General features: G+C 62.9%; 24 protein-coding genes and 1 tRNA gene. 14 read left to right on the top strand and 11 right to left on the bottom strand.

The features are described 5' to 3' along the window. Nucleotides 1-46: 46 nt before the first annotated feature. The 5 genes from K3752_RS16105 to K3752_RS16085 all read left to right on the top strand — a co-directional run bounded on the left by K3752_RS16105 (nucleotide 47) and on the right by K3752_RS16085 (nucleotide 5,690). Nucleotides 47-1,330: an ABC transporter substrate-binding protein gene (locus K3752_RS16105; RefSeq protein WP_170361184.1), complete on the top strand. Its 1,284-nt coding sequence runs from the start codon at nucleotides 47-49 to the stop codon at nucleotides 1,328-1,330. Nucleotides 1,331-1,413: 83 nt separating this feature from the next. Then, nucleotides 1,414-2,247 (top strand): ABC transporter ATP-binding protein, encoded by an 834-nt coding sequence (locus tag K3752_RS16100; RefSeq protein ID WP_170342738.1) that lies wholly within the window; start codon nucleotides 1,414-1,416, stop codon nucleotides 2,245-2,247. Nucleotides 2,248-2,266: 19 nt separating this feature from the next. Beyond that, on the top strand, nucleotides 2,267-3,484 hold the full coding sequence (locus tag K3752_RS16095) for a phenylacetate--CoA ligase family protein (protein WP_260063787.1): 1,218 nt from the start codon (nucleotides 2,267-2,269) through the stop codon (nucleotides 3,482-3,484). Nucleotides 3,485-3,598: 114 nt separating this feature from the next. Then, nucleotides 3,599-5,266, top strand: coding sequence for an iron ABC transporter permease (locus K3752_RS16090; protein WP_170391345.1), 1,668 nt, complete (start codon nucleotides 3,599-3,601; stop codon nucleotides 5,264-5,266). Nucleotides 5,267-5,339: 73 nt separating this feature from the next. After that, nucleotides 5,340-5,690, top strand: coding sequence for a DUF2794 domain-containing protein (locus tag K3752_RS16085; protein ID WP_170342743.1), 351 nt, complete (start codon nucleotides 5,340-5,342; stop codon nucleotides 5,688-5,690). Here the strand turns inward: K3752_RS16085 and K3752_RS16080 are convergent. The 3 genes from K3752_RS16080 to K3752_RS16070 form a co-directional block, all read right to left on the bottom strand. After that, a complete protein-coding gene (locus K3752_RS16080; protein ID WP_260063786.1) occupies nucleotides 5,687-6,424 on the bottom strand; it encodes a C40 family peptidase in 738 nt (245 codons plus the stop codon). The genes K3752_RS16085 and K3752_RS16080 overlap by 4 nt on opposite strands. After that, nucleotides 6,421-7,803, bottom strand: a complete 1,383-nt coding sequence (locus K3752_RS16075) for a M17 family metallopeptidase (protein WP_170342748.1) — start codon at nucleotides 7,801-7,803, stop codon at nucleotides 6,421-6,423. Before K3752_RS16075 ends, K3752_RS16080 begins: the two co-directional genes overlap by 4 nt. A 61-nt stretch (nucleotides 7,804-7,864) precedes the next feature. After that, nucleotides 7,865-8,254 carry a hypothetical protein gene (locus K3752_RS16070; protein WP_170340773.1) on the bottom strand — a complete coding sequence of 130 codons (390 nt, stop codon included), beginning with the start codon at nucleotides 8,252-8,254 and terminating at the stop codon, nucleotides 7,865-7,867. Nucleotides 8,255-8,396: 142 nt separating this feature from the next. On the opposite strand from K3752_RS16070, the gene K3752_RS16065 reads away from it, so the two are divergent. The 5 genes from K3752_RS16065 to K3752_RS16050 all read left to right on the top strand — a co-directional run bounded on the left by K3752_RS16065 (nucleotide 8,397) and on the right by K3752_RS16050 (nucleotide 12,839). Then, complete coding sequence (locus K3752_RS16065; protein ID WP_093963954.1) at nucleotides 8,397-9,047, top strand: carbonic anhydrase; 651 nt, start codon at nucleotides 8,397-8,399, stop codon at nucleotides 9,045-9,047. A gap of 61 nt (nucleotides 9,048-9,108) precedes the next feature. Continuing rightward, complete coding sequence (locus tag K3752_RS16060; RefSeq protein ID WP_170340783.1) at nucleotides 9,109-10,086, top strand: sodium-dependent bicarbonate transport family permease; 978 nt, start codon at nucleotides 9,109-9,111, stop codon at nucleotides 10,084-10,086. A gap of 4 nt (nucleotides 10,087-10,090) precedes the next feature. Continuing rightward, the gene (locus K3752_RS16055; protein ID WP_093963956.1) at nucleotides 10,091-10,402 is read left to right on the top strand and encodes a P-II family nitrogen regulator; all 312 of its coding nucleotides are present in this window, start codon (nucleotides 10,091-10,093) and stop codon (nucleotides 10,400-10,402) included. A 61-nt stretch (nucleotides 10,403-10,463) separates the two neighbouring features. Further along, nucleotides 10,464-10,757, top strand: coding sequence for an SGNH hydrolase domain-containing protein (locus tag K3752_RS19565; protein ID WP_170459546.1), 294 nt, complete (start codon nucleotides 10,464-10,466; stop codon nucleotides 10,755-10,757). 162 nt (nucleotides 10,758-10,919) lie between these two features. Continuing rightward, nucleotides 10,920-12,839, top strand: a complete 1,920-nt coding sequence (locus K3752_RS16050; protein WP_170459548.1) for a DUF3604 domain-containing protein — start codon at nucleotides 10,920-10,922, stop codon at nucleotides 12,837-12,839. A gap of 52 nt (nucleotides 12,840-12,891) precedes the next feature. Here K3752_RS16050 and K3752_RS16045 read toward each other — a convergent pair whose 3' ends face one another. Then, on the bottom strand, nucleotides 12,892-13,314 hold the full coding sequence (locus K3752_RS16045) for a hypothetical protein (RefSeq protein ID WP_170340791.1): 423 nt from the start codon (nucleotides 13,312-13,314) through the stop codon (nucleotides 12,892-12,894). On the opposite strand from K3752_RS16045, the gene K3752_RS16040 reads away from it, so the two are divergent. After that, complete coding sequence (locus K3752_RS16040; RefSeq protein WP_260063785.1) at nucleotides 13,298-13,654, top strand: hypothetical protein; 357 nt, start codon at nucleotides 13,298-13,300, stop codon at nucleotides 13,652-13,654. The two genes, K3752_RS16045 and K3752_RS16040, sit on opposite strands and share 17 nt — an antisense overlap. A gap of 145 nt (nucleotides 13,655-13,799) precedes the next feature. Here K3752_RS16040 and K3752_RS16035 read toward each other — a convergent pair whose 3' ends face one another. From K3752_RS16035 to K3752_RS16025, 3 genes are all read right to left on the bottom strand, one after another. After that, nucleotides 13,800-14,822: an aspartate-semialdehyde dehydrogenase gene (locus K3752_RS16035; protein WP_170340798.1), complete on the bottom strand. Its 1,023-nt coding sequence runs from the start codon at nucleotides 14,820-14,822 to the stop codon at nucleotides 13,800-13,802. 103 nt (nucleotides 14,823-14,925) lie between these two features. Next, nucleotides 14,926-15,957, bottom strand: coding sequence for a glycosyltransferase family 4 protein (locus tag K3752_RS16030; protein WP_170340800.1), 1,032 nt, complete (start codon nucleotides 15,955-15,957; stop codon nucleotides 14,926-14,928). 20 nt (nucleotides 15,958-15,977) lie between these two features. Beyond that, nucleotides 15,978-17,150, bottom strand: a complete 1,173-nt coding sequence (locus K3752_RS16025; RefSeq protein ID WP_170341450.1) for an MFS transporter — start codon at nucleotides 17,148-17,150, stop codon at nucleotides 15,978-15,980. A gap of 136 nt (nucleotides 17,151-17,286) precedes the next feature. Between K3752_RS16025 and K3752_RS16020 the strand changes: the two genes are divergently transcribed. Further along, a complete protein-coding gene (locus K3752_RS16020) occupies nucleotides 17,287-18,429 on the top strand; it encodes a DUF3095 domain-containing protein (protein WP_260063784.1) in 1,143 nt (380 codons plus the stop codon). Between the two features lie 7 nt (nucleotides 18,430-18,436). Here the strand turns inward: K3752_RS16020 and K3752_RS16015 are convergent, their stop codons facing one another. Together K3752_RS16015 and K3752_RS16010 are read right to left on the bottom strand one after the other, a co-directional pair. Next, nucleotides 18,437-19,204, bottom strand: a complete 768-nt coding sequence (locus K3752_RS16015; protein WP_260063783.1) for an HpcH/HpaI aldolase/citrate lyase family protein — start codon at nucleotides 19,202-19,204, stop codon at nucleotides 18,437-18,439. Further along, nucleotides 19,204-20,637, bottom strand: a complete 1,434-nt coding sequence (locus tag K3752_RS16010) for a pyridoxal-dependent decarboxylase (protein WP_260063782.1) — start codon at nucleotides 20,635-20,637, stop codon at nucleotides 19,204-19,206. Before K3752_RS16010 ends, K3752_RS16015 begins: the two co-directional genes overlap by 1 nt. A 775-nt stretch (nucleotides 20,638-21,412) precedes the next feature. Here K3752_RS16010 and K3752_RS16005 point away from each other — a divergent pair. Further along, nucleotides 21,413-22,111: a fumarylacetoacetate hydrolase family protein gene (locus tag K3752_RS16005; protein WP_260063781.1), complete on the top strand. Its 699-nt coding sequence runs from the start codon at nucleotides 21,413-21,415 to the stop codon at nucleotides 22,109-22,111. A gap of 25 nt (nucleotides 22,112-22,136) precedes the next feature. Here K3752_RS16005 and K3752_RS16000 read toward each other — a convergent pair whose 3' ends face one another. Both K3752_RS16000 and K3752_RS15995 read right to left on the bottom strand, forming a co-directional pair. Further along, a complete protein-coding gene (locus K3752_RS16000) occupies nucleotides 22,137-23,381 on the bottom strand; it encodes a winged helix-turn-helix domain-containing protein (RefSeq protein WP_260063780.1) in 1,245 nt (414 codons plus the stop codon). Further along, complete coding sequence (locus tag K3752_RS15995) at nucleotides 23,356-24,381, bottom strand: LacI family DNA-binding transcriptional regulator (protein ID WP_170342776.1); 1,026 nt, start codon at nucleotides 24,379-24,381, stop codon at nucleotides 23,356-23,358. Before K3752_RS15995 ends, K3752_RS16000 begins: the two co-directional genes overlap by 26 nt. 114 nt (nucleotides 24,382-24,495) lie before the next feature. Between K3752_RS15995 and K3752_RS15990 the strand changes: the two genes are divergently transcribed. Next, a tRNA-Arg gene (locus tag K3752_RS15990) sits at nucleotides 24,496-24,572 on the top strand. The last annotated feature ends 547 nt before the right edge of the window (nucleotides 24,573-25,119 follow it).

Raw genomic sequence — 25,119 nt, 5'->3', positions numbered from 1 at the left:
GCAAAGCCCGAACCAACATCGGACAAACCAAGGGAGGAGACACCCGATGAACAAGAAACTGGCAACCATGGCGCTGGGTGCGCTTATGGCCGCGGGGCCGGCAATGGCCGACCTCGTGTTCCCGTCGCTCAGCTACCGCACCGGGCCTTACGCCGCGGGCGGCATCCCCTTCGCGGATGGCTACGCGGACTATTTCACTCTGCTCAACGAGCGGGACGGCGGCATCGGTGGTGTTCCGGCCAAAGTCATCGAGTGCGAAACCGGCTACAACACCGAGAAGGGTGTGGAATGCTATGAATCGACCAAAGGCGAAGGTGCGCTTGTGTATCAGCCGCTGTCGACCGGCATCACCTATCAGCTGATCCCGAAAACCACCGCTGACGACATCCCGATGCACACCATGGGATATGGCCGCACCTCGGCCAAGAACGGCAAGGTGTTCAGCCACACGTTCAACTACCCGGCCAACTACTGGGACGGTGCCTCGGGTGCGATCAACTATCTGCTCGAGGAAAACGGCGGTGATCTGAGCGGCAAGAAGATCGCGCTGGTCTATCACAACTCGGCCTATGGCAAGGAGCCGATCCGCACGCTGGAAGAGCTGTCCAAGAAGCATGGCTTCGAGCTGGTGGCCCTGCCGGTTGATCACCCTGGCCAGGAGCAGAAATCGCAGTGGCTGCAGATCCGCCGCGATCGTCCCGATTATGTCCTGATGTGGGGCTGGGGCGTGATGAACCAGGTGGCCATCCAGGAAGCCGCGAACATCCGGTTCCCGATGGAGAACTTCATCGGTATCTGGTGGTCGGGCGCTGAACATGACGTGATGCCCGCCGGTGCGGCCGCGAATGGCTACAAGGCGCTGACCTTCCACAACGTCGGCTCGGACTATCCGCTGTATGACGACCTGCAGAAATACGTCATCGACGCGGGCAAGGCCGCCGGCGCCGGCGATCAGGTCGGTACGGTCCTGTACAACCGTGGTCTCTATGCTGCGATGCTGGCCGCCGAAGCCGCCAAGAAGGCACAGGAAATCTCGGGCAAGGCTGACATCACCTCGGGCGACATGCGCGACGGTATGGAAGCACTTGAGATGACCGAAGCGAAGATGGCCGAACTGGGCCTGCCGAACTTTGGTCCGACCTTCTCGGTCAGCTGTGAAAACCACGGCGGGGATGCCCTTGTGGGTGTGACCCAGTGGGATGCAGACAGCAAGACTTGGACTCTGATTTCGGAGTTCAAGGCTACCGATACGGACGTGATCGGCCCGCTGATCGAGGAAGACTCGAGCGCATACGCGGCTGAAAACAACATCGAACCGGGCTGCAACTAAGCGGCACGAACACCGGGGCGGCGGCTGACCGCCGTCCCGAACCGGACAAGCCCCGAATGGGGCAGGCATGAGGACACGCGCTGATGCTGGATGCGGCACAAACCACTGACGTGCAGGCGGAAACCCTGCTTGAGGTCAACAATATCGAGGTGATCTACAACCATGTGATCCTCGTGCTGAAAGGCGTCAGCCTGACCGTGCCCAAGGGCGGGATCACCGCGCTGCTGGGCGGCAACGGGGCCGGCAAGACGACGACGCTCAAGGCGGTGTCGAACCTGCTGCATTCCGAACGCGGCGAGGTCACCAAGGGCTCGATCAAGTATCGCGGCCAGAACGTGCACGAGAGCGATCCGGCCGATCTGGTGCAGAAGGGCGTCATCCAGGTGATGGAAGGCCGCCACTGTTTCGAACATCTGACCGTCGAGGAAAACCTGCTGACCGGGGCCTATACCCGCAAGGACGGCAAGGCCGCCATCCAGCAGGACCTCGAACTGGTCTACAACTATTTCCCCCGCTTGAAAGAGCGGCGTCGGTCACAGGCGGGCTATACCTCGGGCGGGGAACAGCAGATGGTCGCCATGGGCCGCGCGCTGATGAGCCGCCCGGAGACGATCCTGCTGGACGAGCCCTCGATGGGCCTCGCACCGCAGCTGGTCGAGGAGATCTTCACCATCGTGAAGGACCTGAACGAACAGGAAGGCGTGTCCTTCCTGCTGGCTGAACAGAACACCAACGTGGCGCTGCGCTTTGCCCATTACGGATATATCCTGGAATCGGGGCGCGTGGTGATGGACGGCCCTGCCGCCGAACTGCGCGAGAACCCGGACGTCAAGGAATTCTACCTCGGCATGTCCGACGAAGGCCGCAAGAGCTTCCGCGACGTGCGGTCCTATCGTCGCCGCAAGAGGTGGCTGTGAGCGGATGGAGGATCTGGCGATGACATTCTACGACGCTCTGGAAACCCGTTCGGCCGATCAGCGCGCCGCCGAGCACTCGGCCGGTCTGCGCGAACAGCTGGCGCGGGCGAAATCCGCGCCCGGTTTCGCGGCCCATTTCGCCGATGTCGATCTGGATGCGGTCCAGACCATCGCGGATCTGCCCGGGCTGCCGGTTCTGCGCAAGTCCGACCTGACCAAGGCGCAGGGACAGCACCCGCCCTTTGGTGGCTTTACCGTCAAACCTGCGCATGGCTTTGCCCATGTGTTCCAGTCGCCGGGGCCTATCTATGAGCCCGGCGGAGTCGATCACGACTGGTGGCGCATGGGCCGGTTCCTGCATGCGGCGGGCGTGGGGCAGGGCGATATCGTGCAGAACTGCTTTGGCTATCACCTGACACCCGCGGGCATGATCTTTGAAAACGGCGCGCGTGCCGTGGGCGCCGCCGTGCTGCCCGCGGGCACCGGCCAGACCGAACTTCAGGTCACCGCCGCCCGCGACGTGGGCTGCACTGCCTATGCCGGTACGCCCGATTACCTGAAGGTGATCCTGGACAAGGCCGACGAGATGGGCGTCGCTCTGAACTTCTCGAAGGCGGTCGTGGGCGGTGGGGCATTGTTCCCCAGCCTGCGCCAGGCCTATGCCGATCGGGGTATCTCCTGCCTGCAATGCTATGCCACGGCCGATCTGGGCAACATCGCCTATGAAAGCGCCGCGATGGAGGGCATGATCATCGACGAGCATGTCATCGTGGAAATCGTGACCCCCGGTACCGGAACACCGGTGGCGGAAGGCGAGGTCGGCGAGGTCGTGGTGACCTCCCTCAACCCCGACTACCCGCTGATCCGCTTTGCCACCGGTGATCTGTCGGCGGTGCTGCCCGGGCAGTCGCCCTGTGGCCGTACCAACCTGCGCATCAAGGGCTGGATGGGGCGTGCCGACCAGACCACCAAGATCAAGGGCATGTTCGTGCGCCCCGAACAGGTGGCCGCGCTGGTCGCCAAGCATGCCGAGATCGTCAAGGCCCGCGTCATCGCTGCCCGGCAGGGCGAGATGGACACAATGACCGTGCAGATCGAAAGCCCCGGCGGCGATGATGGCACCTATGCCAAGTCAGTGGTCGAGGTGCTCAAGCTGAAGGGCACGGTTCAGGTGGTGCCGCCCGGTTCGCTGCCCAAGGACGGGCTGGTGATCGAGGATCAGCGCGTCTACGACTGATCCGGCCCGGGGTTCTGCGGCCAAATGCGCCGCAGAATCCTGCGCCTGCCCACTGGCGTTTCCGAGTTTTTTGGTCGATTAAAGGGGAACCGCAACCTTTGCCGACCCGAGGCCATGGCCCAGATCGAATTCTCAGAACATGGATCGCGCAACCGTGGGGCCCTCGGCACCCGGTTCGTCGGGGCCTTGGCCTATCTGGTTGCGGCAGCCTGCCTGTTGCCGATGGTCGCCGTGGTGCTGGCGGCCGTCACCGGCGGCACTGACACGATCCGGCATCTGCTGGACACGGTCCTGCCTGGCTATGCGGCCACCACGCTGATCTTGGTCTCATTGGTTTCGGTGGGGACTTTCGCCATCGGGGTCGGGGCCGCGTGGCTGGTCACCATGACCCGTTTTCCCGGCGTACGCCTGTTCGAGGTGGCGCTGGTGCTGCCGCTGGCCTTTCCGGCCTATGTACTGGCCTATGCCTACACCTTCATCCTCGATCATCCCGGCATCGTTCAGACCACGCTGCGCCAGGTGACCGGCTGGGGCCCGCGTGACTATTGGTTCCCCGAGATCCGCTCGACCGAGGGCGCGGCGGTGATGCTGATCCTGGTGCTGTACCCCTATGTCTATCTGTTGGCGCGCGCCGCCTTTCTGCAGCAAAGTGCCACCGCCTTTCTGGCGGCGCGGGCGCTGGGCAGCAGCCCGTGGTCGGCCTTTTGGCGGGTCTCGCTGCCGATGGCACGGCCCGCGATTGCCGGCGGCGTGCTGCTGGCGGTGATGGAGACCATCGCCGATTTCGGCACGGTCGCCTATTTCGGTGTTCAGACCTTTGCCACCGGCATCTACACCAGCTGGTTTTCGATGGCCGACCGCGCGGCGGCAGCGCAGCTGGCGCTGTGCCTTCTGGCCTTTGCGCTGGTCATGGCCGTGACCGAGCGCACCCAGCGTGGCAAGGCCAAATACTACCAACCCGGCAAACGCCACGCAGCATTGCCCGCTGCACAGCTGAGCGGCTGGCAGGCTGTGGCGGCATGGGTTTTGTGCGCCATTCCGGTTTTGTTCGGCTTTCTGCTGCCGGTGATCGTGCTGACCCAGATGGGATTGGAGTCCGAGCAGAACCTGCTTTCGGCCCGCTATCTCGGGTTCATTCGGAACTCTCTGACGCTGGCAGGAACGGCAGCGGTGATCACCGTCTGCGCCGCGGTCTGCGTCGGTTTCTTCCAACGGCTGAGACCCGGGCGCGGTTCGGCCATGGCGGCTTATGTGGCGCGGTTGGGCTATGCTGTGCCAGGCGGAGTGATCGCGGTGGGGTTGATCGTGCCCTTTGCCGGGTTTGACAATGCGCTGGACGCCTGGATGCGGCAGACCTTCGGCGTGTCGACCGGGTTGCTGGTCACCGGCTCGATCTGGCTGTTGGTGGCGGCCTACATGGTGCGATTTTTGGCCGCCGCGCTGAGTGCCTATGAAAGCGGTCAGAGCACGGTACATGCCAACATGGATGCCGCTGCCCGCTCGCTGGGGCAGACGCCATTGGGCACGTTGCGGCGGGTGCATCTGCCGATCCTCACGCCCTCGCTGCTGACGGCGCTGCTGATCGTGTTCGTGGACGTGATGAAGGAACTGCCGGCCACGCTGATCATGCGGCCCTTCAACTTTGACACGCTCGCGGTTCAGGCCTATCGGCTGGCCTCGGACGAACGGTTGGAGGGCGCGGCCGTTCCGTCTCTGGTGATCCTGGCCGTGGGGCTGCTGCCGGTGATCCTGATCTGCCGCCAGGTCGGGCGCCGGCCCTGACGGGCGGTTCAAAAATACCACACCATGTCGTGACAGGCTTGATCTGATCGCATTTTCCGGCAAGGCTGAAGTCATGAACATGCAGCCTCCCAGCCGGAACCCTGCAAGTCCGGTCCAGATGCCGGTGGCCTTCAACCGGCAAGAGATGTCACAGATTCTCTCCGTCTATGGACGGATGGTCGCCGCCGGAGAATGGCGTGACTACGGAATATCAAATCTGCGCGACGTTGCCATATTCTCGATCTTCCGGCGTACCGCCGAGCACCCGATCTATCGTGTTGAAAAACACCCCCGGCTGCGTTCAAAGCAAGGGATGTATTCGGTGATGGGCATGGACGGGCGCATCCTGAAACGCGGGCACGACCTGCGCGCCGTTCTGCGGGTGCTGGAGCGCAAGCTGATCCGCTCGGTCGACCCGGATTAGAGCCGCTTGTGCGCCGTGACTGGCCCGTCGCACTGGGTCTCGATCCGGGCAATGGCCTGATCCATCGGTTCAAATACCACCGCCATGTGATGTGCATTGGCATGCAGCAGCATGTTGTCGCCGGACACCCAGGCCACATGGCCTTTCCAGAACAACAGATCGCCACGCTGCGCCGGGGTGCCGTCGGGCAGTGCCGTGCCAAGCTCCCGCTCCTGGTCGCCGCTGTCGCCGGGGCAGGCAACGCCGCAGGACAGCAGCCCGGCCTGAATCAGGCCTGAACAATCCAGTCCCCACCGGCTGTTGCCGCCCCACAGGTAGGGGGTTCCCAGAAACAGTTCGGCCACGGCCACCGGGTCGTTCAGCAGGGTTCCGACGGGTTTGACATGCACTGCGGGGATGAACCCAAGCTCGGTCTCGACAAAGCGGTCCTGCTGCGACAGCACCACGATCCGGCTGCCAAAGCCCAGGCTGACACGGTCGGGGCTTTTGATGTCGGGTTCGGAATAGGCGTGGGTCGCCGGGGCCCAGATCCAATGCGTGGCCGGGGCGTCAGGGCCCAACTGGTCCGCGCGCAGCCAGCCTTGATACCCATCCTTGTCGGAAGCCACCCGGCACCAGCCGCCGGATTGTTCGGTGACGTCCAGGCCGTCGCCATACAGCAGCTGACGGTCACGCGGGCCCTTCGGACTGCGCAACAGGTCCACGACGGGGCGGATGACGCGCGCGCGGTTCACAGGCCCAGCATCCCGGGCAGGGCGATCAGCAGGGCGCGCGGCCCTTGCCCCAACCCGCCCTTGCTGCGGCCGGGCTCTTTGGCCTTTTGCCAAGAGTAGATGTCGAAATGCATGTATCGGCTGTTTTCCACGAACCGCCGCAGGAACAACGCCGCGGTGATCGACCCCGCGAACCCGCCCGCCGGCGCGTTGTCGAGATCGGCGATGCCCGGCTCGATCAACGTCTCATAGGGCGTGTGGAACGGCATCCGCCAGACCGGGTCAGCCGCCTGAACGGCGGCCTGCGTCAGGGCCTGCGCGGCAGCATCGTCGTCGGTGTAGAACGGTGCCAGATCCGCCCCCACCGCCACCCGTGCCGCGCCGGTCAGCGTCGCCATCGAGACCACCAGATCCGGCGCGCCCTCATCCGCCAGCGCCAGCGCGTCGGCCAGAACCAGCCGCCCCTCGGCATCGGTGTTGTTGATCTCGACCGTCAGGTCCTTGCGTGAGGTCAGGATGTCGCCGGGCCGGAACGCATTGCCCGCCACCGCGTTTTCCACAGCCGGGATCAGCACCCGCAATTGCAGCGGCAGATCCAGCGCCATGATCATGCGCGCCAGTCCCAGCACGTTCGCCGCGCCGCCCATGTCCTTTTTCATCAACCCCATCGAGGCACCCGGCTTCAGGTTCAGTCCGCCGGTGTCAAAGCAGACGCCCTTGCCGACCAAGGTTAGCTTCGGACCGCTTGTGCCCCAGGTCATCTCGATCAGGCGCGGAGCCTGTTCAGCGGCCCGACCTACCGCGTGGATCATGGGAAAGTTCTGTTCCAACAAGGTGTCGCCAATGGTGACGGCACAACGAGCCCCGTACTCCTGCGCCAGCGTTTCAACGGCGTCTTGCAGGGCCTGAGGTCCCATGTCGGCCGTCGGAGTGTTGACCAGGTCACGGGTGAGAGCTTCGGCATTGGCCATGATCTCAACCCGCGGAGCATTCACACCGTCCGGCGCGACCAATCGGGCTTTTGCGCCGGACTGTTCGGCATATCGGTCGAAACTGTACCCGGTCAGCAACCAGCCCAGGGCTTCGATTTCGGCTCTGTCTGTCGGCAAACCGGACGCAATCCGGTAAGTGCCTTCGGGCAGAACCTCGGCGGCGGCGGCAAGCGGAAAGCGTACCCGAGCGCGCCGGGTGTCGGTTCCATAGCCTGCCAGCGCGAATTGCGGCGCGCCCGTCGGTCCGGGAACCAGCAGAACCTGCCCGATTGCGCCGGAGAATCCGTTCGCGGCCACCCAGGCCTGTGTTTCATCGGGCTGAGACTTCAACCATGGCTCGAGCCCGTCCTGCGCAAGAACATGCAGATCAATGGCAGGAGCATCGGAAGGTGCAAAGGACAGGGACATGGGCGCCTCGGACTGTTCTGGTGCCGCCTACACTAGCCGCCTGTTGTTCGCCCGCAACCCGTCATATCGAAAGATCCTGTTGATCCCATACAGCGGTCAGCGACCGCTCTCCCACCCGGATCAGTCGGCTGAGCGTGGCTCCGGTCGCCACCGCATCGCCGGCATCTACCGTCCGGGCCACGTCGCCGGCGACTCGGGCCAGCGCCGTCATGCCGACCTGTTCGGATATTGCGACCAGAGACTTGGCGCATTTGCGCAGCCCCGCCCAGTCACGTTGACGCCAGAGCCGTTCACAATTCGACAGGCGTACTGCCAGTTCCTCGACCGTTCGGCACAGAACGTCGACCGCGTTCGTGTCACCCAATTGCCGATACAGCCCGTTCAGCCGGTCCGGATCCAGCCGCACGGATTCCTTCTGTTCAAGCGTGACGATCTTGTCCACCTCATTCACCCCAATCTTTCTGCCCCCACGGCATCTGCGAACCTGTCACAAAAGACCTTTGCAATTCCTTTCGGCCAATCGGGATAATGTCTCGAATTTTGCTCGAACTTGCGTTAGATCGGCGGTCGAACTGCAAATTTGGGAAAACGCGATGCACCACGCCAAACCTCTGCCGAGCTATCTGGTCAAACGGTACCACGGTTGGAAAGCCACGTCCTATTCCGAAAACCAGGCCTGGTACCGCCGGCTGGCGACCGAGGGACAGCGTCCGCGTGCGATGGTGATTTCCTGCTGTGACAGCCGGGTCCATGTCACCTCGATTTTCGGGGCCGACCAGGGCGAGTTTTTTATCCACCGCAATATTGCCAACCTGGTGCCGCCCTACGAACCGGACGGCGAGCGCCACGGTACCAGTGCAACCATCGAATATGCGGTGACGGCATTGAAAGTGGCGCATCTGATCGTACTGGGACATTCGCAATGCGGCGGGGTGCAGGGCTGTATCGACATGTGCAAGGGCGAAGCGCCGCAACTGGAAGCCAAAGAGAGCTTTGTCGGACGCTGGATGGACATCCTCAAACCGAAATTCGATTTGGTCTCCGATGTCGAGGACCCCGCCGAACAGGCGCGCCAGTTCGAGCGTCAGGCGGTTGTCGCGTCGCTCGAAAACCTGATGACCTTCCCGTTCGTGGCCGAGGCCGTACAGAACGGCTCGATATCGTTGCACGGCTTGTGGACCGACATCGGCGAAGGCGGTCTGGAGTATTATGATCCGTCAGGAAAAAAATTCCTGCCGGTTTAGTCTTTAAATCGGAGAAACGCACCCTAATTGAACGCTAGTTCAATTAGGGTGCGGTGACTGTATGGAAAACCTGTTGTCTCTGGCGGCCGACAATCTGGTCTCGCCGATCATTCTCAGTTTTGTGCTTGGTCTGTCAGCGGCATTGGCCCGATCGGACCTGACCATTCCCGAGGCCATCGCCAAGGCGATGTCGATCTATCTGCTGTTTGCGATCGGCTTCAAGGGTGGTGTCAGTGTTGCCGCACACGGGATCGACGCCACGCTTGGCTTGTCCCTCATTGCAGGTGTCATTCTGTCCGCATTGCTGCCGCTGGTGGCGTTTGGCCTGTTGCGCGTGCTGACCAACCTGGACCATGTCAACGCCGGCGCGGTCGCAGCGCATTACGGCTCAATCTCGATTGTCACATTCGTGGCCGGTACGTCGGTTCTGGAAAGTCAGGGCCTGATGTACGAGGGCTACATGGTGGCTGTTGCCGCGGCGATGGAAGCGCCGGCGATCCTGTCCGCTCTGTGGCTGATCTCCCGCGGCGGCGGAGCCCGCCGGATGGACTCGGATCTCTGGCGCGAGATTGCCCTCAATGGTTCGATCGTTCTGCTTGTCGGGTCGTTTGCAATCGGCTGGATCACGGGCGAGGACGGTCTGGCCGAAATCAGCAGCTTCGTGGTCGCACCGTTCAAGGGGGTTCTGTGCCTGTTCCTGCTGGACATGGGTATCGTCGCCGGGCGCGGGTTGCGTGCCGGGCGCGGGCTGATCACGATGGGTCTGCTTGGGTTTGGCGTGCTGATGCCCCTGATCGGTGCTGGCGCCGGTCTGGTGGCCGCGCTCCTGTTGGGTCTGTCCACCGGTGGAGCGGTGTTGCTGATGGTGTTGGGCGCCTCCGCCTCGTACATCGCGGTTCCTGCGGCGATGCGCGTGGCCGTGCCCGAGGCGAACCCGTCCATCTATCTGACCCTGTCTTTGGGCGTCACATTCCCATTCAACCTGGCGCTGGGCCTGCCGATCTACGTCTCGGTCGCCCGGGCCGTTACCGGAGGATAAGACGATGCAGACACATGACGCCAAACGGGTCGAGATCACCATCGAAGCCATCGTGAAATCCCGTCTGACGGATGCTCTGGTCGATCAAGGTGTGACCGGGTTCACGATCCTGCCGGTGCTCGGCGGATCGGGACGATCGGGTGAATGGAGCCGATCGGGCCAGGTCAGCCGCGCCAGCGGGATGGTTCAGGTCATCTGCATCATTCGCCCCGATCGCTTGGACGGGCTGCTGAGCGCGATCCTTCCCGTGCTTGATCGCCATATCGGGGTTGTAAGCGTCACCGATTGCCAGGTTCTGCGGGCCGAGCGTTTCTGACCCCGATCTGTGCGACTATTCGTTCGCGGACATACAGCCGGAGCTTCTTGAGGTTGCCGAGATGCTGCACCAGCTCGAGGGCCGCCACAAGGTCGTCTGGCTGGATCGGATTCTCTGCGATTCCGACGGCATGTGCCGCGCCAGCGACGGCACGACGGCATACTATCGGGATGGTCGCCATCTCTCGAAAGAAGGTTCGCGCGAACTTGGGTGCCGCACCGGTGGATGGTTCCTGTTCGGGGACGAACCTGACGGGCCAGCCGACACTGGCGCTGTGGGTCCTGCTAATGACCGTCCCTGCAGCCAACTTCAACAGAACGCCGACCTGGCCCAGAGAGACTCGAACGGAGAGTGATTCCTCAGCCCTGCATTGGTCTGCCGCCTGCGCGCTGAACCATTGCAGCGCGAGGTCCGGGTTGTGTCGATAGTAAATTTTATTCGAATATCCAAATCCGTGATAGGCTGCCGTCATTTCCGGAACCAACCGAATGGAAATGACACACCTGGGAGGGATTTTATGACCAAGTCTTTCGCAATCGTTTCACAACGTCCCTTGTGGACATTGGCCTGTCTGGCCGCGCTGACCGCCACATCCGTGTCCGCGCAGGAATTCCAGACCGAGCAGGACAGCACGGACGTCGTATTGGCGCCTGATGATTTCTCTCCCTATGCGGGGCGGAACTTTCCCCAACGGCCGCTGTGGGGAGACTCGCATCTGCATACTTCGGTTTCGGTTGATGCCGGCACGATGACCCGGCTGACCCAGGAACAGGCGTTTCGCTTTGCCCGCGGCGAAGAGGTCACGACAACCCACGGCCTTCGGGCCAAGCTGTCCCGTCCGCTCGATTGGCTGGTCGTCTCGGACCATGCCGAGATGTATGGGCTGATGCCGCAGCTGCTGGCCGGAGACGCCGAGGTTCTGGCGACACCTCAGGGCAAGGCCTGGTACGAGGCGCTGACGGCGGGTGACAGCCAGCTTGCGTTTGACACGGCAATGGAGATCGTCGCCTCGTTGTCGGATGACGTCCCGCCCATCGACAACCCGAAGGCCATCAAGCATGCGTGGGAGGCGTACACGGCCCTCGCGGACAGCTTCAACGAGCCGGGAGTCTTTTCAGCCATCATCGGCTATGAATACACCACCGAGGGCGCCAACAACCTGCACCGGAACGTGCTGTTCCGCGATGGGCGCGACCGGGCCAACCAGACCCGCCCGTTCTCGCAATATGACAGCAAGAACCCCGAGGACCTGTGGGCCTTTCTGGCCGAATACGAGGAAAGGACAGGCGGCGAGGTCCTGGCCATCGCGCATAACGGCAACCTGTCGAACGGGCGGATGTTCTCTCTGAGCGCCTATGATGGATCCGCACTGACCCAGGAGATCGCAAGTCTGCGCGCCCGGTTCGAGCCGCTATACGAACCGACGCAGATCAAGGGCGACGGTGAGGCGCATCCGTTCCTCAGCCCCGATGACGAGTTCGCAGATTTCGACACATGGGACGCGGCCAATCTGAACGGAACCGAGTTGAAGCAACCCGAGATGCTGGCCGGTGAATACGCGCGCGAGGCGTTGAAGCGCGGGCTCAAGATCGAACAGGAGCTGGGTGTGAACCCGTTCAAGTTCGGGATGGTCGGCGCGACGGATTCGCATACCGGTATGGCAACGGCCCAGGAAGACAACTTTTTCGGCAAACATTCCGGGGTCGAGCCCGGCCCGAACCGTTGGGAACACCTGGTAATCGAAGCACCCGATCCAGAGCTGTCGATCTATGGCTGGAAACAGGCCGCTGGTGGACTGGGTGCGGTCTGGGCGACGGAAAACACCCGCGAGGCGATCTTTGACGCGATGCAACGTAGGGAGACCTACGCGACCACGGGGTCGCGTATGGGGGTTCGGTTTTTCGGCGGCTATGACTTCACCGATGAGGATGCGGCAAGCCGTGTTCCTGCGGATGCCGGCTACAAAAAAGGCGTACCGATGGGGGGCAACCTGCAGGCGTCTCCCGATGGGCGGGCTCCGAACTTTCTTGTTTTTGCATTGAAGGACCCGATTTCCGGCAACCTGGATCGCATCCAGATCGTCAAGGGCTGGGTCGATGCTGACGGGGCCTTGCAGGAGAAAGTCTACAACGTCGTCTGGGCCGGCGATCGCCAGCTGGACGAGAACGGCAAGCTGCCCGAAGTCGGCAACACCGTCGATGTCGAAAACGCCACGTGGACCAACACCATCGGAGCAAGTGAGTTGATCACCACGTGGCAGGATCCGGATTTCGATCCCAACCTGTCTGCGTTCTACTATGCCCGTGTGATTGAGATCCCGACCCCCCGCTGGACCGCCTACGAGGCCAAACGGTTCGGGATCGAGATGCCGGACTATGTTCCGATGATCACGACCGAACGGGCCTATACGTCGCCAATCTGGTACACCCCGGGATAAACGGTCGTTCCGTTGAGCGAAGCCCCGCCTCGCGCAGGCGGGGCGGTCTTGTTCATTCGGCTGGGTTGGGATTGCCGGCCACCGGCCTGCGGTTGTCCGCGTCTGTCGCTCCGAAACCGTGACGCAGCAGGATGAACACGAACAGGACCATGGTCAGAACAGCCAGAAGCGATCCGATCTGGGCAAGGGTTTCGCCCCTTTCGGTGATTGCCAGCACGATTCCGGGAACGAGCACCAGCACCGTTGCCACGGACAGCCCATAGTGGAGTTTCGCCAGACCGCTGCGCGCCGCCTCGGGGGTCAGAGCGTAGTAGAATCCGAACACTGCCAGCGCAACGAACCCGATCAGGTTCAGGTGGCCATGTGCCGGGGACAGCGTGTGATCATGGCTGGCGGACATCTGGATTCCCCACAACATGCCCAAAACGGCAAATATTGCTGCGGTGGTCAGAAAAAAGATGGGCAATCTGGTCATAACGGTCTCCTTTGAATATTCGATGAGCCGTACGGGGCGTGGAAAACTGGGTTTGCCGGAAAAGGTGTGTTCTGACGCGGGCATCCGAACCATGCTGCCCAACCCGGCCCGAACCGTCTGGCAGTGCGGCGTCGAGCACCGAAGGCCAGAAAAACATCGGCCTAGTCAGCGGTTCCAGAGCTGGTGGGATCGCGCGGTGTCGAACCCCGGTTCCTGCGACAGGTCAGGCTCTGTTTGGTCAATCATGGCTCGTTTCCCCTCGGCTGAGATTGAAACGAAGGCGCCTTCAATGGGCGGAAAAATACCAGCAGCTGTGAAATATGAAAAATTGATTATGTGAATAATAGATATTCACCTGGCGAATTTACTTTTGCTTGGGCAGAACCTGCGGTGATGCCTGGCGCGCCTTCCTTCTCGCATTGCCAAAAAATGAAAACCCCGCAGCCCATGCCGCGGAGTTTTAAGATTTCAGTCTGGTCCGGCTATCAGCCCTTCTTCAGGACCTCGCGGCCCAGCAGCTCGGCGATCTGAACCGCGTTCAGAGCCGCGCCTTTGCGCAGGTTGTCCGAGACACACCACAGGTTCAGGCCGTTTTCCACGGTCGAGTCCTGACGGATACGGCTGATGAAGGTGGCGAAATCGCCTACGCATTCAACCGGCGTGACATAGCCACCGGCCTCGCGCTTGTCGATCACCATCACGCCCGGAGCTTCGCGCAGGATGTCACGGGCCTCGTCCTCGTCCAGGAATTCCTCGAACTCGATGTTCACCGATTCCGAATGTCCGACAAAAACCGGCACCCGCACACAGGTCGCGGTGACCTTGATCGACGGGTCGACGATCTTCTTGGTCTCGACGACCATCTTCCACTCTTCCTTGGTCGAGCCGTCTTCCATGAAGACGTCGATATGCGGAATGACGTTGAAGGCGATCTGCTTCTGGAATTTCTTCGGGGCGACCTCGTTGATCGGGTTGTAGACGGCCTTGGTCTGATCCCACAGCTCGTCCATGCCTTCCTTGCCGGCGCCCGACACCGACTGATAGGTCGAGACCACGACGCGCTTGATCTTGGCGCGGTCATGCAGCGGCTTCAGCGCCACCACCATCTGCGCGGTCGAGCAGTTGGGGTTGGCGATGATGTTTTTGTTCTTGTAGTCGTGGATCGCCTGCGGGTTGCACTCGGGCACGATCAGCGGGATCTCGGGGTCGTAGCGATAGAGCGACGAGTTGTCGATCACCACGCAGCCGGCCGCTGCCGCTTTGGGGGCGTAATCCTTGGTCGCGGCGGACCCCACGGCGAACAGCGCCATGTCCCAGCCGGTGAAATCGAAAGTGTCCAGATCCTGGGTCTTGAGTGTCTTGTCGCCAAAGCTGACTTCGGTGCCCAGCGAACGACGGCTTGCCAGAACGGCAATTTCGTCCACGGGGAACTGGCGTTCAGCCAGGATGTTCAGCATTTCGCGGCCCACGTTACCCGTGGCGCCGACGACAACGACGCGATAGCCCATGTCTAGTCTCCTGAATTAAGGACGCGCGTTCATAGCCGCGTTGCAGAAAATAAAAAAGGGCCTTCGCGGCGGAATTGACCGAATGACGCAGTTTTGCGGCGACTCAGGCCTTCAGCAGCTGCTGATAGAGCGCAACAAGGGCCTGCGCCTCGCCGTTGATGTCGAAATTCCGTTCCACATGGGCGCGGGCGGCCCGGCCTGCGCGGGCCAGGGAATCACGGTCCGCCAGCATCTCGGCCGCGGCCGCGGCCAGCGCCGGAATGTCGCCCGGAGGCACCACCCGACCCAGCGTCGGGTCGGTCACGATCTCGGAGAATGCGCCCACATCGGTGGCCACCACCGGCACACCGCAGGCCATCGCTTCGAGGGGGGTCAGTCCGAACCCCTCCCAGCGTTGGGGGGCGATGAACAGATCCAGCACCTGGTACCATTGGGCAATCTTGTCCACGGTGACCTCGGGCTTGAACAGGATGCGGTCGGACAGGCCGGCTTGGGCCACCTTGTCCTTCAGTTCGGTCAGGAAAGCGCTGTGTTTCTCGGTCGCGCGGCCCATGACGATGCCATGTACGTCGGGGACCTGCCCGCACAGGTCGATCATCGCATCGACGAAGGCGTCGGTGCCTTTCTGGTGGCGGATGCGGCCATAGCAGCCCAGCAGCAGCCCGTCGGGCAGGCCCATTTGCGTCCGCAGCCCCGCCTTGTCGGCGGGTGGCGTGAAATCCTGCAGGTTGATGCCGTGCATGATCACCTGCGCGTCGCGCTCGAGGTATCCGGCCGTCTTGCGCGAGGTCGCCACCACCGCGTCCATCTTGCCGATCAGCCACTTGGTATAGCCCGTGTGCGCCCGCTGCGAGGCGCTGGTGAACAGCAGTTTCAGCCGCAGCCGCAGCAGGTCGCGCAGGATCAGGCCCAGCAGCATCTCGGTGTTGCGGCGGGCGTGCCAGACCCGCAGCGTCTTGCGCGACAGAAAGGGCAGGCGGCCCAGCGGGATGTGCGGGATGTCCGAAGGCAGACCCGGACCGGTGGCTGCGATGTCGATCCACTGTGCCTGCAACGGCACCAGCCGCGCGATCGTGGCGGTCACGCCGGACAGGCGGCGTTTGAGGTTTGGGGCAATAACAACGGGGTCGTTCACGGCGCGCGCTCCTGCGGGTCTCACTCCATGCTGTCACGGCTGAACAGGTAGATCACGCAGCCGATCGTCAGCGTGACGGCAAAGAAGGCGAATATCGCTGTGTAGGGTGCGGTTGGCCCCATGTCCACCGTCGCCGCATGGATGCGGCCGGTGGCGAACTGCGCCAGCCCCACGCCGCCGATCCCAAACAGGTTCAGCAGGGTCACGCCGCGCCCCACCAGATGCGCCGGGATGAAGGCGCGCCCATGCGCCATGATCACCGGGAAGGATGCCCCCAGAAACCCGATCAGCGCCATCAGTAGAACCGACAGCCAGACGGCCTCGGCGACCCACAGCCCCAGCAGCCCCAGCGCCAGCACCGCCAGCGCGTTGCCGCCGAAGATCACCCATTTTCGGGTGTTCAGCAGCCGGTCCAGCGGGCCATAGGCAAAAGTGCCCGCGATCATCGCGGCGCCCATGACCAGCGTGGCCTGCCCGATCTGGGTGGCGCTCAGCCCGAACACGTCCAGCAGATAGGGGCCGGCCCACAACCCCCGCAGCGCGGCCGAGGGTGCATAGGCCACCAGCATCAACGGCAAAATCGCCCACAGCGCAGGTTCGCGCAGCAGGTCCAGAACCGACCCTTTCTGCTCGGACACCACCCGCGCGGGGTCTTTGACCGTGACCCAGATGCCCACTGCCACGGCGCCTGAGATCGCGGCCAGCCCCGCCAGAGTCGCGCGCCAGCCCATCAACTCGACCGCCAGCGCCGTGGGGTACGAGGCCACGAGGTTGCCGACCGACCCCACGCCCAGCATAACAGCGGCCAGGGTAGCGAACTTCGCGGGCGGGTATTCGCGGGCAAAGATGAAATACGAGGCCATCAGAACCGGCGAACATCCGACCCCGATCAACGCCATCGCCACCGCCACATGCAGGGGCGTCGCGGCCAGCGCGAACACCGCGGCCCCACCCGCGCCGCCGATCAGTAGCAGAACCGCCGCCGTCTGCCGGGGGCCAACCCGGTCCAGCGCCCAGCCCACCGGGATCTGCATCGCCGCAAAGACCAGAAACCACAGACCCGAGGCCCAGGCCAGATCTTCGGGCGTGGCGCCGATGTCTCGCGCCAGATCGGCAGTCAGAACCGCAAGGAACGCGCGGAAGAACTGGCTGAGGACATAGGCCAGACACAAGATCACCAAACCTGCCTGCATGTCGGTCTCCTTGCCGTCCGCCTTGGTGGGATGCTTGGCACGTCCCGATGCCATGCACAAGCGCGTGTGATATGTTGCAGTATCGGGAAACGCCCCCGCACTACGCTATCATTGCGGCAAGCAAACGGGAGGGACAATGAAGACCGCCGATATCGGATTCTACGACCGCGTACCCATTACACGCGACTTTCTTGCCCTGTCGGATCCGGAACAATTCACCCCGGTCCCGGATGACTGGATCGTGGGCGTCGCGGATATCGTGGACTCGACCGGCGAAATCGCGCGTGGTCGCTACAAGACGGTGAACATGGTGGGCGCGGCGGTGATCTCAGGCATGATCAACGCGCTGAGCGGGCGGGTTTTTCCCTATGTTTTTGGTGGCGACGGCGCCGGATTTGCCATCCCGAAGGAGGAGGCCGACGTGGCGCGCGACACCTTGGCTGCGCTGCGCAGCTGGGCGAAAACCGAGTTCGGCATCGCGCTGCGTGCGGCTTTGGTGCCCGTGTCCGACCTGCGCGCGGAGGGGCTTGACTTGCGGGTGGCGCGCTATGCGCCGTCCTCGGGGGTGGATTACGCCATGTTCACCGGTGGCGGACTGGCTTGGGCCGAGGCGCAGATGAAAGCTGGCCGGTACGAGGTTCCGCCCGCCGGGTCCGACGCACAGCCCGACCTGACGGGACTGTCCTGCCGCTGGTCCAACAGCCCTGCGCGGCATGGGCAGATCGTTTCACTTGTCATCCAGCCCACTGCGCAGGCGACAGAACGCGATTTCGCTGATCTGGCGCAATCAGTTCTGTCCGCATCCGAGGCTCTGGAGCGCGCGGGCCATCCCGTGCCGGCCGCAGGACCGCCGATGAAATGGCCGCCACCGGGGCTGGCGCTCGATGCCCATGTCTCGCGCGCGGGGCGCAACCTGGCGGTACGCAAGGCCGCGCTGCTTGTGCAGAACTTGCTGATCTGGCTGCTGTTCAAATCGGGCAAGCGACTGGGCGACTTCGAGCCGGGCCACTACAAGAACATGGTCAGCCGAAATGCGGATTTCCGCAAATTTGATGACGGGTTAAAGATGACGCTGGATTGCGATGACGAGACCCTGTCGCGCATCGCCCGGACCCTTGAGGATGCGCGCGGACGCGGAAAAATCAGATATGGCATCCATTCCCAGCAAGAGGCGATGATGACCTGCTTCGTGCCCGCCGCCACGCGCGACGATCACGTACATTTCGTCGATGGTGCATCGGGCGGCTATGCGCAGGCCGCCGCCGCAATGCAGGGGTGAGCCGCCCTCAGGAACGCCATTTCGCGGCCAGCCCGCGGGCGGCCTGAGCCAGCAGCATGACGTCGATACCGACCGCCAGGAACTGCGCGCCCATGTCCCGATACGCTTGAACCGCTTCACCATTGGTGCCCAGAATACCCGGCGCCTTGCCTGCCGCCCGGATCCGCTTCAAAGCATCGGCGATGGCGGTGCGCACCTCCGGCACCGTGCTGTCGCCTTTGTAACCCATGTCGGTGGACAGATCGGCCGGGCCGATGAAAACGCCATCCACGCCCTCGACCTGAAGGATGTCGTCCAGCGCGGCCATGCCCGCAAGGTTTTCCACCTGAACCAGCAAACAGATTTCGGGGTCGGCCGTGGCCACGTAATCGGGGATGGTGCCGTACATTGTCGCCCGTGTTGCGGCGGCCCCGACACCCCGCACACCTTTGGGCGGGTACTGGCAGGCCCGAACCAGCTCGCGCGCCTGATCCGCGCTTTCGACCATCGGTACCAGAATGGTCTGGGCGCCGGCGTCCAGCACGGTCTTGATCATCCAGGTCTCGCCGATGGGCAGCCGCACCACCGGGTGCGAGGGGCTGTTGGCCAGCGCAATCAGCTGATCGCGGATCGAACGGATGTCATTCGGCGCATGTTCGCCATCGATCACCAGCCAGTCGAAACCGGCGGTTCCCATGATTTCCGCGGTGATGGCTTCGGCAAAGCTCATCCAGCAGCCGATCTGCATTTCGCCCTGTGTCAGAGCCTGTTTGAACGGGTTTTTGGGGGCGGGCATCAGCGATCCTCCTGCGGGGGTGTGGGCAAGGTTCGGGCGATTTCGGTGATCACGTCAAAGGCCATCCGGACGTCCTCCTCGGTGGTTTCGAACTGGCCAGCCTGAAAGCGGATGACGATGTCGCCATCGACTCGGGTCTGGGTCAGATAGATGCGCCCGTCATCGTTGATGGCGTTCACCAGCCGCAGATTCAGGTGGTCCAGATCCGCGGCTCCGGGTGGCTCATATCGGAAGGTCCACAGGGACCACATGGGCGGGGTGGCGATCCGGAAATCCGGCTCGGCCGCCAGCCGATCATGCAGGTCGCGCGACCAGTTGACGTGGTTGCGCAGCCGCGCGCGCAAGCCTTCCAGCCCGTAGGCGCGGATCACGAACCACAGTTTCAGCGCCCGGAACCGACGGCCCAGCGGCACCGACCATTCCGAGTAGTTGACGATCCCGTCCTTGCCGTGGGTTTTGAGGAATTCGGGGCTGATCGCCAGCGTCTGTACCAGATCGTCGGGGTCTTTCAGGAAATGCGCGCAGCAGTCGAACTGAACCCCCAGCCATTTGTGCGGGTTGAAAACGATGCTGTCGGCCTGGTCGATCCCCGGCCAATAGAGGCGGTATTCAGGGCAGATCATCGCCGACCCGGCCCAGGCTGCATCCACATGCGTGTACAGCCCATATTTATGCGCGACTTTCAGACACTCATCCACCGGATCGGTCGCGCCGGTCCCGGTACCGCCGACGCACATGATCACCCCCGCGGGGTGAAGTCCGGCGTCCAGATCGGCCCGGATCGCGGCCTCGAGCGCGGCGGGGTCCATCCCGCGCCAATCACCCTTGATCGGGACGCGCACCAGGTTGTCCTGCCCGATCCCGGCCACCCAGATGGCGCGGTCGATTGATGTGTGCACCTCGGACGAGCAATAGACGCGCAAGGGTGTCTGCCCAAACAGGCCCTGACGGTTGCCCTGCCAGTTCAGCGCCTTTTCCCGCATGGTCAGAACGGCGGCCAGCGTGGCCGACGAGGCTGAATCCTGGATCACCCCTGCAAAGCCTTCGGGCAGGTCCAGCGCCTGCCGCAGCCAGTCCATCATCCGGGTTTCCATCTCGGTCGCCGCGGGCGAGGTCTGCCACAGCATGCATTGCGGCGCGATCGCGCTGGCCAGAAACTCGGCCAGTACCGAGGGCGCCGAGGCGTTCGAGTTGAAATAGGCGAAGAAGCGCGGATGCTGCCAGTGGGTGATGCCCGGCATCACGATCCGTTCGAAGTCTTGAAAAATCCCTTCTATCGGTTCGCCTTGCTCCGGCGCCGTCGCGGGAAGCGCGTTCAGCACCTCGCCGGGCTCGGTCCGGGCGCGCACCGGGTGCTGGCCGACGGTTTGGTGATAATGCTGCGTCCACTCGGAAATGCGTTTGCCCCATTCCGAGAATTCATCCCATCTCATCTGCCTTGCCTTCCGCCTTCGCATCTTTCGCGGGCAAGTGATGGCGATGCAGGCGGGCAGGTCAATCAAATTCCGGACGACGAGGGCGCTGTGAGGTGGGACCGTGGCGGCCGGTCGGTCCAAATTCAGGCTCTAATAAGGAAAATCGCACCGGTGTGAGGATTGGAGAACCCCGCCGGAGAAACTAGGGGTCGACTCCGGCGGGGTGGCCAGACGGTGTCTGAAGTTATTTGCCTGGCCCGGGGCCGAAGAATCCCTGTGTTGAGGGGTTCCGGCCCTGAATCGGAGAATGTGAGGTGCCCAAATTGCACCCCGACAGCGCAGCCCAAGCACCCAGGGGGATGAGGCCAGAGCGGCGGTTCTCCGAAACCGTAATATTTCTTTGGTATTCGCGACGGAGGCACGCTGATGAACAAAGCTTGATTGGCTGGGCGCGCCGACCGTCTGAAAGATAATCTAGCGCACCTGACCGCGAAACCAAGTCGCAATAGGGGAACGCGGCCCGTGGGCCTGTTGCGCTGCCTTCGAATATCTGCCCGATATGTCCGTTCATGATGCGCGGCCTGTGCGGTTTTTCAAACAGGGCGGTCCCAAGTTTCCCTAAAATAAAGACGGATAGTCTGCGCGGATGAAACTGGTTTGCGCCCGGGTCCGCAGCCTTGGCAACTTCGCGCCGAAACGTACAGGCGGGCCGGCAATAATCGGCGTGTTTGCCGGGTTGAACGGCGGTGTGTCTCGTTTAGTCTGCGCGGCAATGTGAAGGAAAGGATGCAACATGGCCAAATCTCTGTTTTCCCTGCCGGATGTGGTGCAGATACCAGTAGTTGGAGAGGCCAACACCTATCCGGTGGGGCGCATCTTTTGCGTCGGACGGAACTATGCCGCCCATGCGGCTGAGATGGGAAACGAGGTCGACCGCGAGGCGCCGTTCTATTTCACCAAGTCTCCGCAGAACGCCATTCTGACCGGGCAGACCGTGCCTTACCCGCCGGGCACCGAGAATTATCACCACGAAATGGAACTAGCTCTGGCCATCGGTCGCCCGGTGTTTCAGGCGACGTCGCAGCAGGCTTGGGATGCCGTGTTCGGATATTGCTGCGCGCTGGACATGACCCGGCGCGACCTGCAGATCCGCGAGCGCAACAAGCAGCGCCCCTGGGATCTGGGCAAGGATGTGGAAAACGGCGCGGTGTTCGCGCCGCTGACCCGCGCCGCCGATTGGGCCCCGGCCGATGACACCCGCATCCATCTGAGCGTCAACGGTACGGTCCGGCAGGACGCCACCCTGTCCGAACTGATCTGGAAGATCGACGAGATCGTCATGCACCTGTCCCGGTTCTATCATCTGCGGCCCGGCGACCTGATCCTGACCGGAACGCCTGCCGGTGTCGGCCCGGTCGTCGCCGGCGATGTGCTGACCGGCGGCATCGACGGGTTGGACTCCATCCGCCTGACCCTCGGACCGGCGGAATAGTCCCTATGAAAGGGCTTTCAGCCGATCAAACAGGCGCGCGCAGCCAGTCTGCGGCAAAGGCGACCTGTTCCAGCCCGGCAAAACGGCGCACCCGGTCCAGCTCGGCTCCGAGCCGCCGGGTGCGGGCGTCCGACCACCGGACCCCACGCTCGGGCCAAAGGGCGCGGACCCGCAAGGTGCCTTCGTCGCGATGGGCCTTCATGTCGATCCGTCCGATCAGACGGTCTTTTTCGAGCAGCGGAAAGACGTAGTAGCCATAAGACCGCTTGGCCTCGGGCACGAAGACCTCGATCCGGTAGTGGAAGCCGAACAGGCGCTGGGCGCGGTTGCGGTCGCGCAGCATCGGGTCGAACGGGCTGAGCACACGGATACGCCCCGGCGCGGGGGCAGGGTCGGCAGCCTGGTCCGCCAAGCCGGGTCGCGCAAACACGCGGCGCATTCGACCATCAGCGCGTTCCACTTCGATTTCCTGCAAATCCCCCCGTGTCAGAGCCTGTTTGCACCACTCTTTCGCCTCGGCAGCGGTGACCGTGTCCCAAAACGCGGCCAGTTCGCCCGAGGTGGCAAAGCCCAGCCGGTCGAGCGCCGCGTGGCACAGCCAGTCCACCGTCGCCTGATGGTCGCACTCCATCACGCCGGGGCACAGATGGGTATCGATCACGCGCTCGGTCAGGTCGTATTGCTTTTGAAACCCTCGGCGCCCCACCACCGTCAGCGCGCCCGAGCGCCAAAGGTATTCCAGCGCCGTTTTCGAGGGGTGCCAATCCCACCAGCCGCCCGAGCCCTTTTTCTCATCCTGCCCCAAATCGGCCGAGCACACCGGGCCGTGGTCGCGGATGTGCCGCAGCACGGTTTCGAACTGCTGTTCGAACCCGTCGCGCCGCCAGTTGCGCCAGCGGGCCCGCAGCATCTCGGCGTCGCGCTGGAAGCGCAGGTGCCAATGCGGGTAGAACGCCATCGGGATCACGGCGGCGTCGTGGGTCCAGTGTTCGAACAGGCCGCGGTCGCGCTCGTACAGGCGTTTGAGGTCGTTCGGCCGATAGGACGGGCGGCGCGAGAACAGGATCATGTCATGGGCGCGCGCCACGGTGTTGATGCTGTCGAGCTGCACGAAACCCAGCCGGTGGATCAGATGCAGCAGATCGGGCCCTTTGGCCGGACCTGCGGGCTGTTCCGCCAGCGCATGACGATCCATGAACAACGCACGGGCGGTTCGGTTGTCGAGTTGTTGCAGCTTGCCCCGTTCAGCGCCGCTTGAGCGTGTCGCCATAGCTGATCTTGGGGGTCAAGGTTATGCGTGTTTCGATCTCGGTATTCGGGTCGGCCAGTTGGGCGGCGATGATCTCCGCGGCCTTGCGACCGATTTCAAGCCGGCAGGCGTCCATGGTGGCCAGCTTGCGCGGCAGACCCTGCAGCAGTTCGACGTTGTTGAATCCCGCAAGGCCGATCTGTCCGGGCACGTCGATACCCTGCTCAAGCAGGTACAGCAGCCCGCCCGCGCCGATCATGTCGTTGGAATAATACAGGAAATCCAACTCTGGGGAGCGTTCTAGCATGGCTTTGGTCATCTCGCGCCCCTTGGCCAGGGCCGAACCGCCGGAATAGAACTCTCGGTCCTCGATCTCGATCCCGTGCTTGCCTAAAACTTCGGTGAAGCCCTCGAACCGTTTGCGCGCGCGGTGGTCCAGCGGCATCTTGGTGCCCATGAAGCCGATATGCTGATACCCGGCCTTCAGGATTGCTTGCGCCATCTCGCGCCCGGCCCGGCGGTGCGAAATGCCCACCATCGCGTCCACAGGCTTGCCGTCCGTATCCATTATCTCGACCACCGGAATGCCCGCCGAATCCAGCATGGCCCGCGCGGCCTCGGTGTGTTCCAGCCCGGCGATGATAACGCCCGACGGACGCCACGAGAGCATCTCGTACAGGACCTTTTCCTCTTTTTCCGGCAGATAGTCGGTGACGCCGACCACGGGCTGCAGCTCGGTATCCTCAAGCACCTGGTTGATGCCGGTCAGCACCTCGGGGAAGACCATGTTCGACAGCGACGGGATGATCACAGCCACCAGGTTTACCCGGCTCGAGGCCAGTGCCCCAGCGATCTTGTTGGGCACGTATCCCAGCTCTTTCGCGGCGGCCAGAACCCGGGTGCGGGTCGCGTCCGACACATCGCCCCGATTGCGCAGGACCCGGCTGACCGTCATTTCCGACACACCGGACGCTTCTGAGACATCACGGAGGGTAAGCGGGCGTTTCGTTTCTGTTGTCACCGGGGATACCTGCATTGTTGTTTCCCCGATGCTAGCGCGAACAGGGCAATCTGTTCAACTGTTGTGCAAAGGTCATGACAAGTCGAAAAAACCCGGCTACAGAAGGCGCCGCGCGGCCCCGTGGCTCAACTGGATAGAGCAGCCCCCTCCTAAGGGGCAGGTTGCAGGTTCGAATCCTGCCGGGGTCGCCAGCAACTCAGCGCGAGTCGGGTTTAGGGTTCGGTTTCACAGCTCAACCGCGATGGCGCGCTTACTTCGTACATGCAGTCCTGGCGATCCTGTTTGCCGTGCATACACTTCTTTTGGTGCAGTCGCCCTGAGAGTTTCTGCCTCTCTCAAATCTGCATTCTGGTGCGGATTTGGACCAACCTCGGCTCGTCGTACACTTGGTATTCCCCGTGCATTGCGCGCCACCGCAGGTTTTCGGCTGCCATTTTCGGTAGGAATCGTATGAGCGCCACCCCTCTGGGCATGCTCCGCCCACGAACGCGCAAGCGGTCTTTCCCTTGATCGTGACTGTTTTTCCTCCCGCGCTATTGCACTCTGCTGCCGTTGGGGCCGCACTTCCGGGAAGTGGCGATACCAACACCAAACACAGACCAACCAAAGATAGTATCTCAAGAACACGCATTGCGTTCTCCTTGCTGCGCGACAGGCAAAACCAAGCTTACGTGACCGACGGACAATACCAAAGGGCCAATCCCACGGTACCCTCGAGACGATGTATCGCGGGGATCA

The organism is Ruegeria sp. B32 (assembly GCF_025141855.1).
GTDB classification, from domain to species: domain Bacteria; phylum Pseudomonadota; class Alphaproteobacteria; order Rhodobacterales; family Rhodobacteraceae; genus Ruegeria; species Ruegeria arenilitoris.
The sequence above is the reverse complement of the archived record's forward strand: the minus strand, read 5'-3'. Positions and strand labels throughout refer to the sequence as shown.

Coding starts and splice junctions, on each gene's coding strand:
- K3752_RS16020 (WP_260063784.1), top strand. CDS start 17,287: ATGAAGACCGCCGATATCGGATTCTACGACCGCGTACCCATTACACGC.
- K3752_RS19565 (WP_170459546.1), top strand. CDS start 10,464: ATGCTGCACCAGCTCGAGGGCCGCCACAAGGTCGTCTGGCTGGATCGG.
- K3752_RS16025 (WP_170341450.1), bottom strand. CDS start 17,150: ATGCAGGCAGGTTTGGTGATCTTGTGTCTGGCCTATGTCCTCAGCCAG.
- K3752_RS16075 (WP_170342748.1), bottom strand. CDS start 7,803: ATGTCCCTGTCCTTTGCACCTTCCGATGCTCCTGCCATTGATCTGCAT.
- K3752_RS16105 (WP_170361184.1), top strand. CDS start 47: ATGAACAAGAAACTGGCAACCATGGCGCTGGGTGCGCTTATGGCCGCG.
- K3752_RS16005 (WP_260063781.1), top strand. CDS start 21,413: ATGGCCAAATCTCTGTTTTCCCTGCCGGATGTGGTGCAGATACCAGTA.
- K3752_RS16085 (WP_170342743.1), top strand. CDS start 5,340: ATGAACATGCAGCCTCCCAGCCGGAACCCTGCAAGTCCGGTCCAGATG.
- K3752_RS16040 (WP_260063785.1), top strand. CDS start 13,298: ATGGGCAATCTGGTCATAACGGTCTCCTTTGAATATTCGATGAGCCGT.
- K3752_RS16010 (WP_260063782.1), bottom strand. CDS start 20,637: ATGAGATGGGATGAATTCTCGGAATGGGGCAAACGCATTTCCGAGTGG.
- K3752_RS16065 (WP_093963954.1), top strand. CDS start 8,397: ATGCACCACGCCAAACCTCTGCCGAGCTATCTGGTCAAACGGTACCAC.
- K3752_RS16090 (WP_170391345.1), top strand. CDS start 3,599: ATGGCCCAGATCGAATTCTCAGAACATGGATCGCGCAACCGTGGGGCC.
- K3752_RS16095 (WP_260063787.1), top strand. CDS start 2,267: ATGACATTCTACGACGCTCTGGAAACCCGTTCGGCCGATCAGCGCGCC.
- K3752_RS16055 (WP_093963956.1), top strand. CDS start 10,091: ATGCAGACACATGACGCCAAACGGGTCGAGATCACCATCGAAGCCATC.
- K3752_RS16045 (WP_170340791.1), bottom strand. CDS start 13,314: ATGACCAGATTGCCCATCTTTTTTCTGACCACCGCAGCAATATTTGCC.
- K3752_RS16100 (WP_170342738.1), top strand. CDS start 1,414: ATGCTGGATGCGGCACAAACCACTGACGTGCAGGCGGAAACCCTGCTT.
- K3752_RS16050 (WP_170459548.1), top strand. CDS start 10,920: ATGACCAAGTCTTTCGCAATCGTTTCACAACGTCCCTTGTGGACATTG.
- K3752_RS16015 (WP_260063783.1), bottom strand. CDS start 19,204: ATGCCCGCCCCCAAAAACCCGTTCAAACAGGCTCTGACACAGGGCGAA.
- K3752_RS16060 (WP_170340783.1), top strand. CDS start 9,109: ATGGAAAACCTGTTGTCTCTGGCGGCCGACAATCTGGTCTCGCCGATC.
- K3752_RS16035 (WP_170340798.1), bottom strand. CDS start 14,822: ATGGGCTATCGCGTCGTTGTCGTCGGCGCCACGGGTAACGTGGGCCGC.
- K3752_RS16000 (WP_260063780.1), bottom strand. CDS start 23,381: ATGGCGACACGCTCAAGCGGCGCTGAACGGGGCAAGCTGCAACAACTC.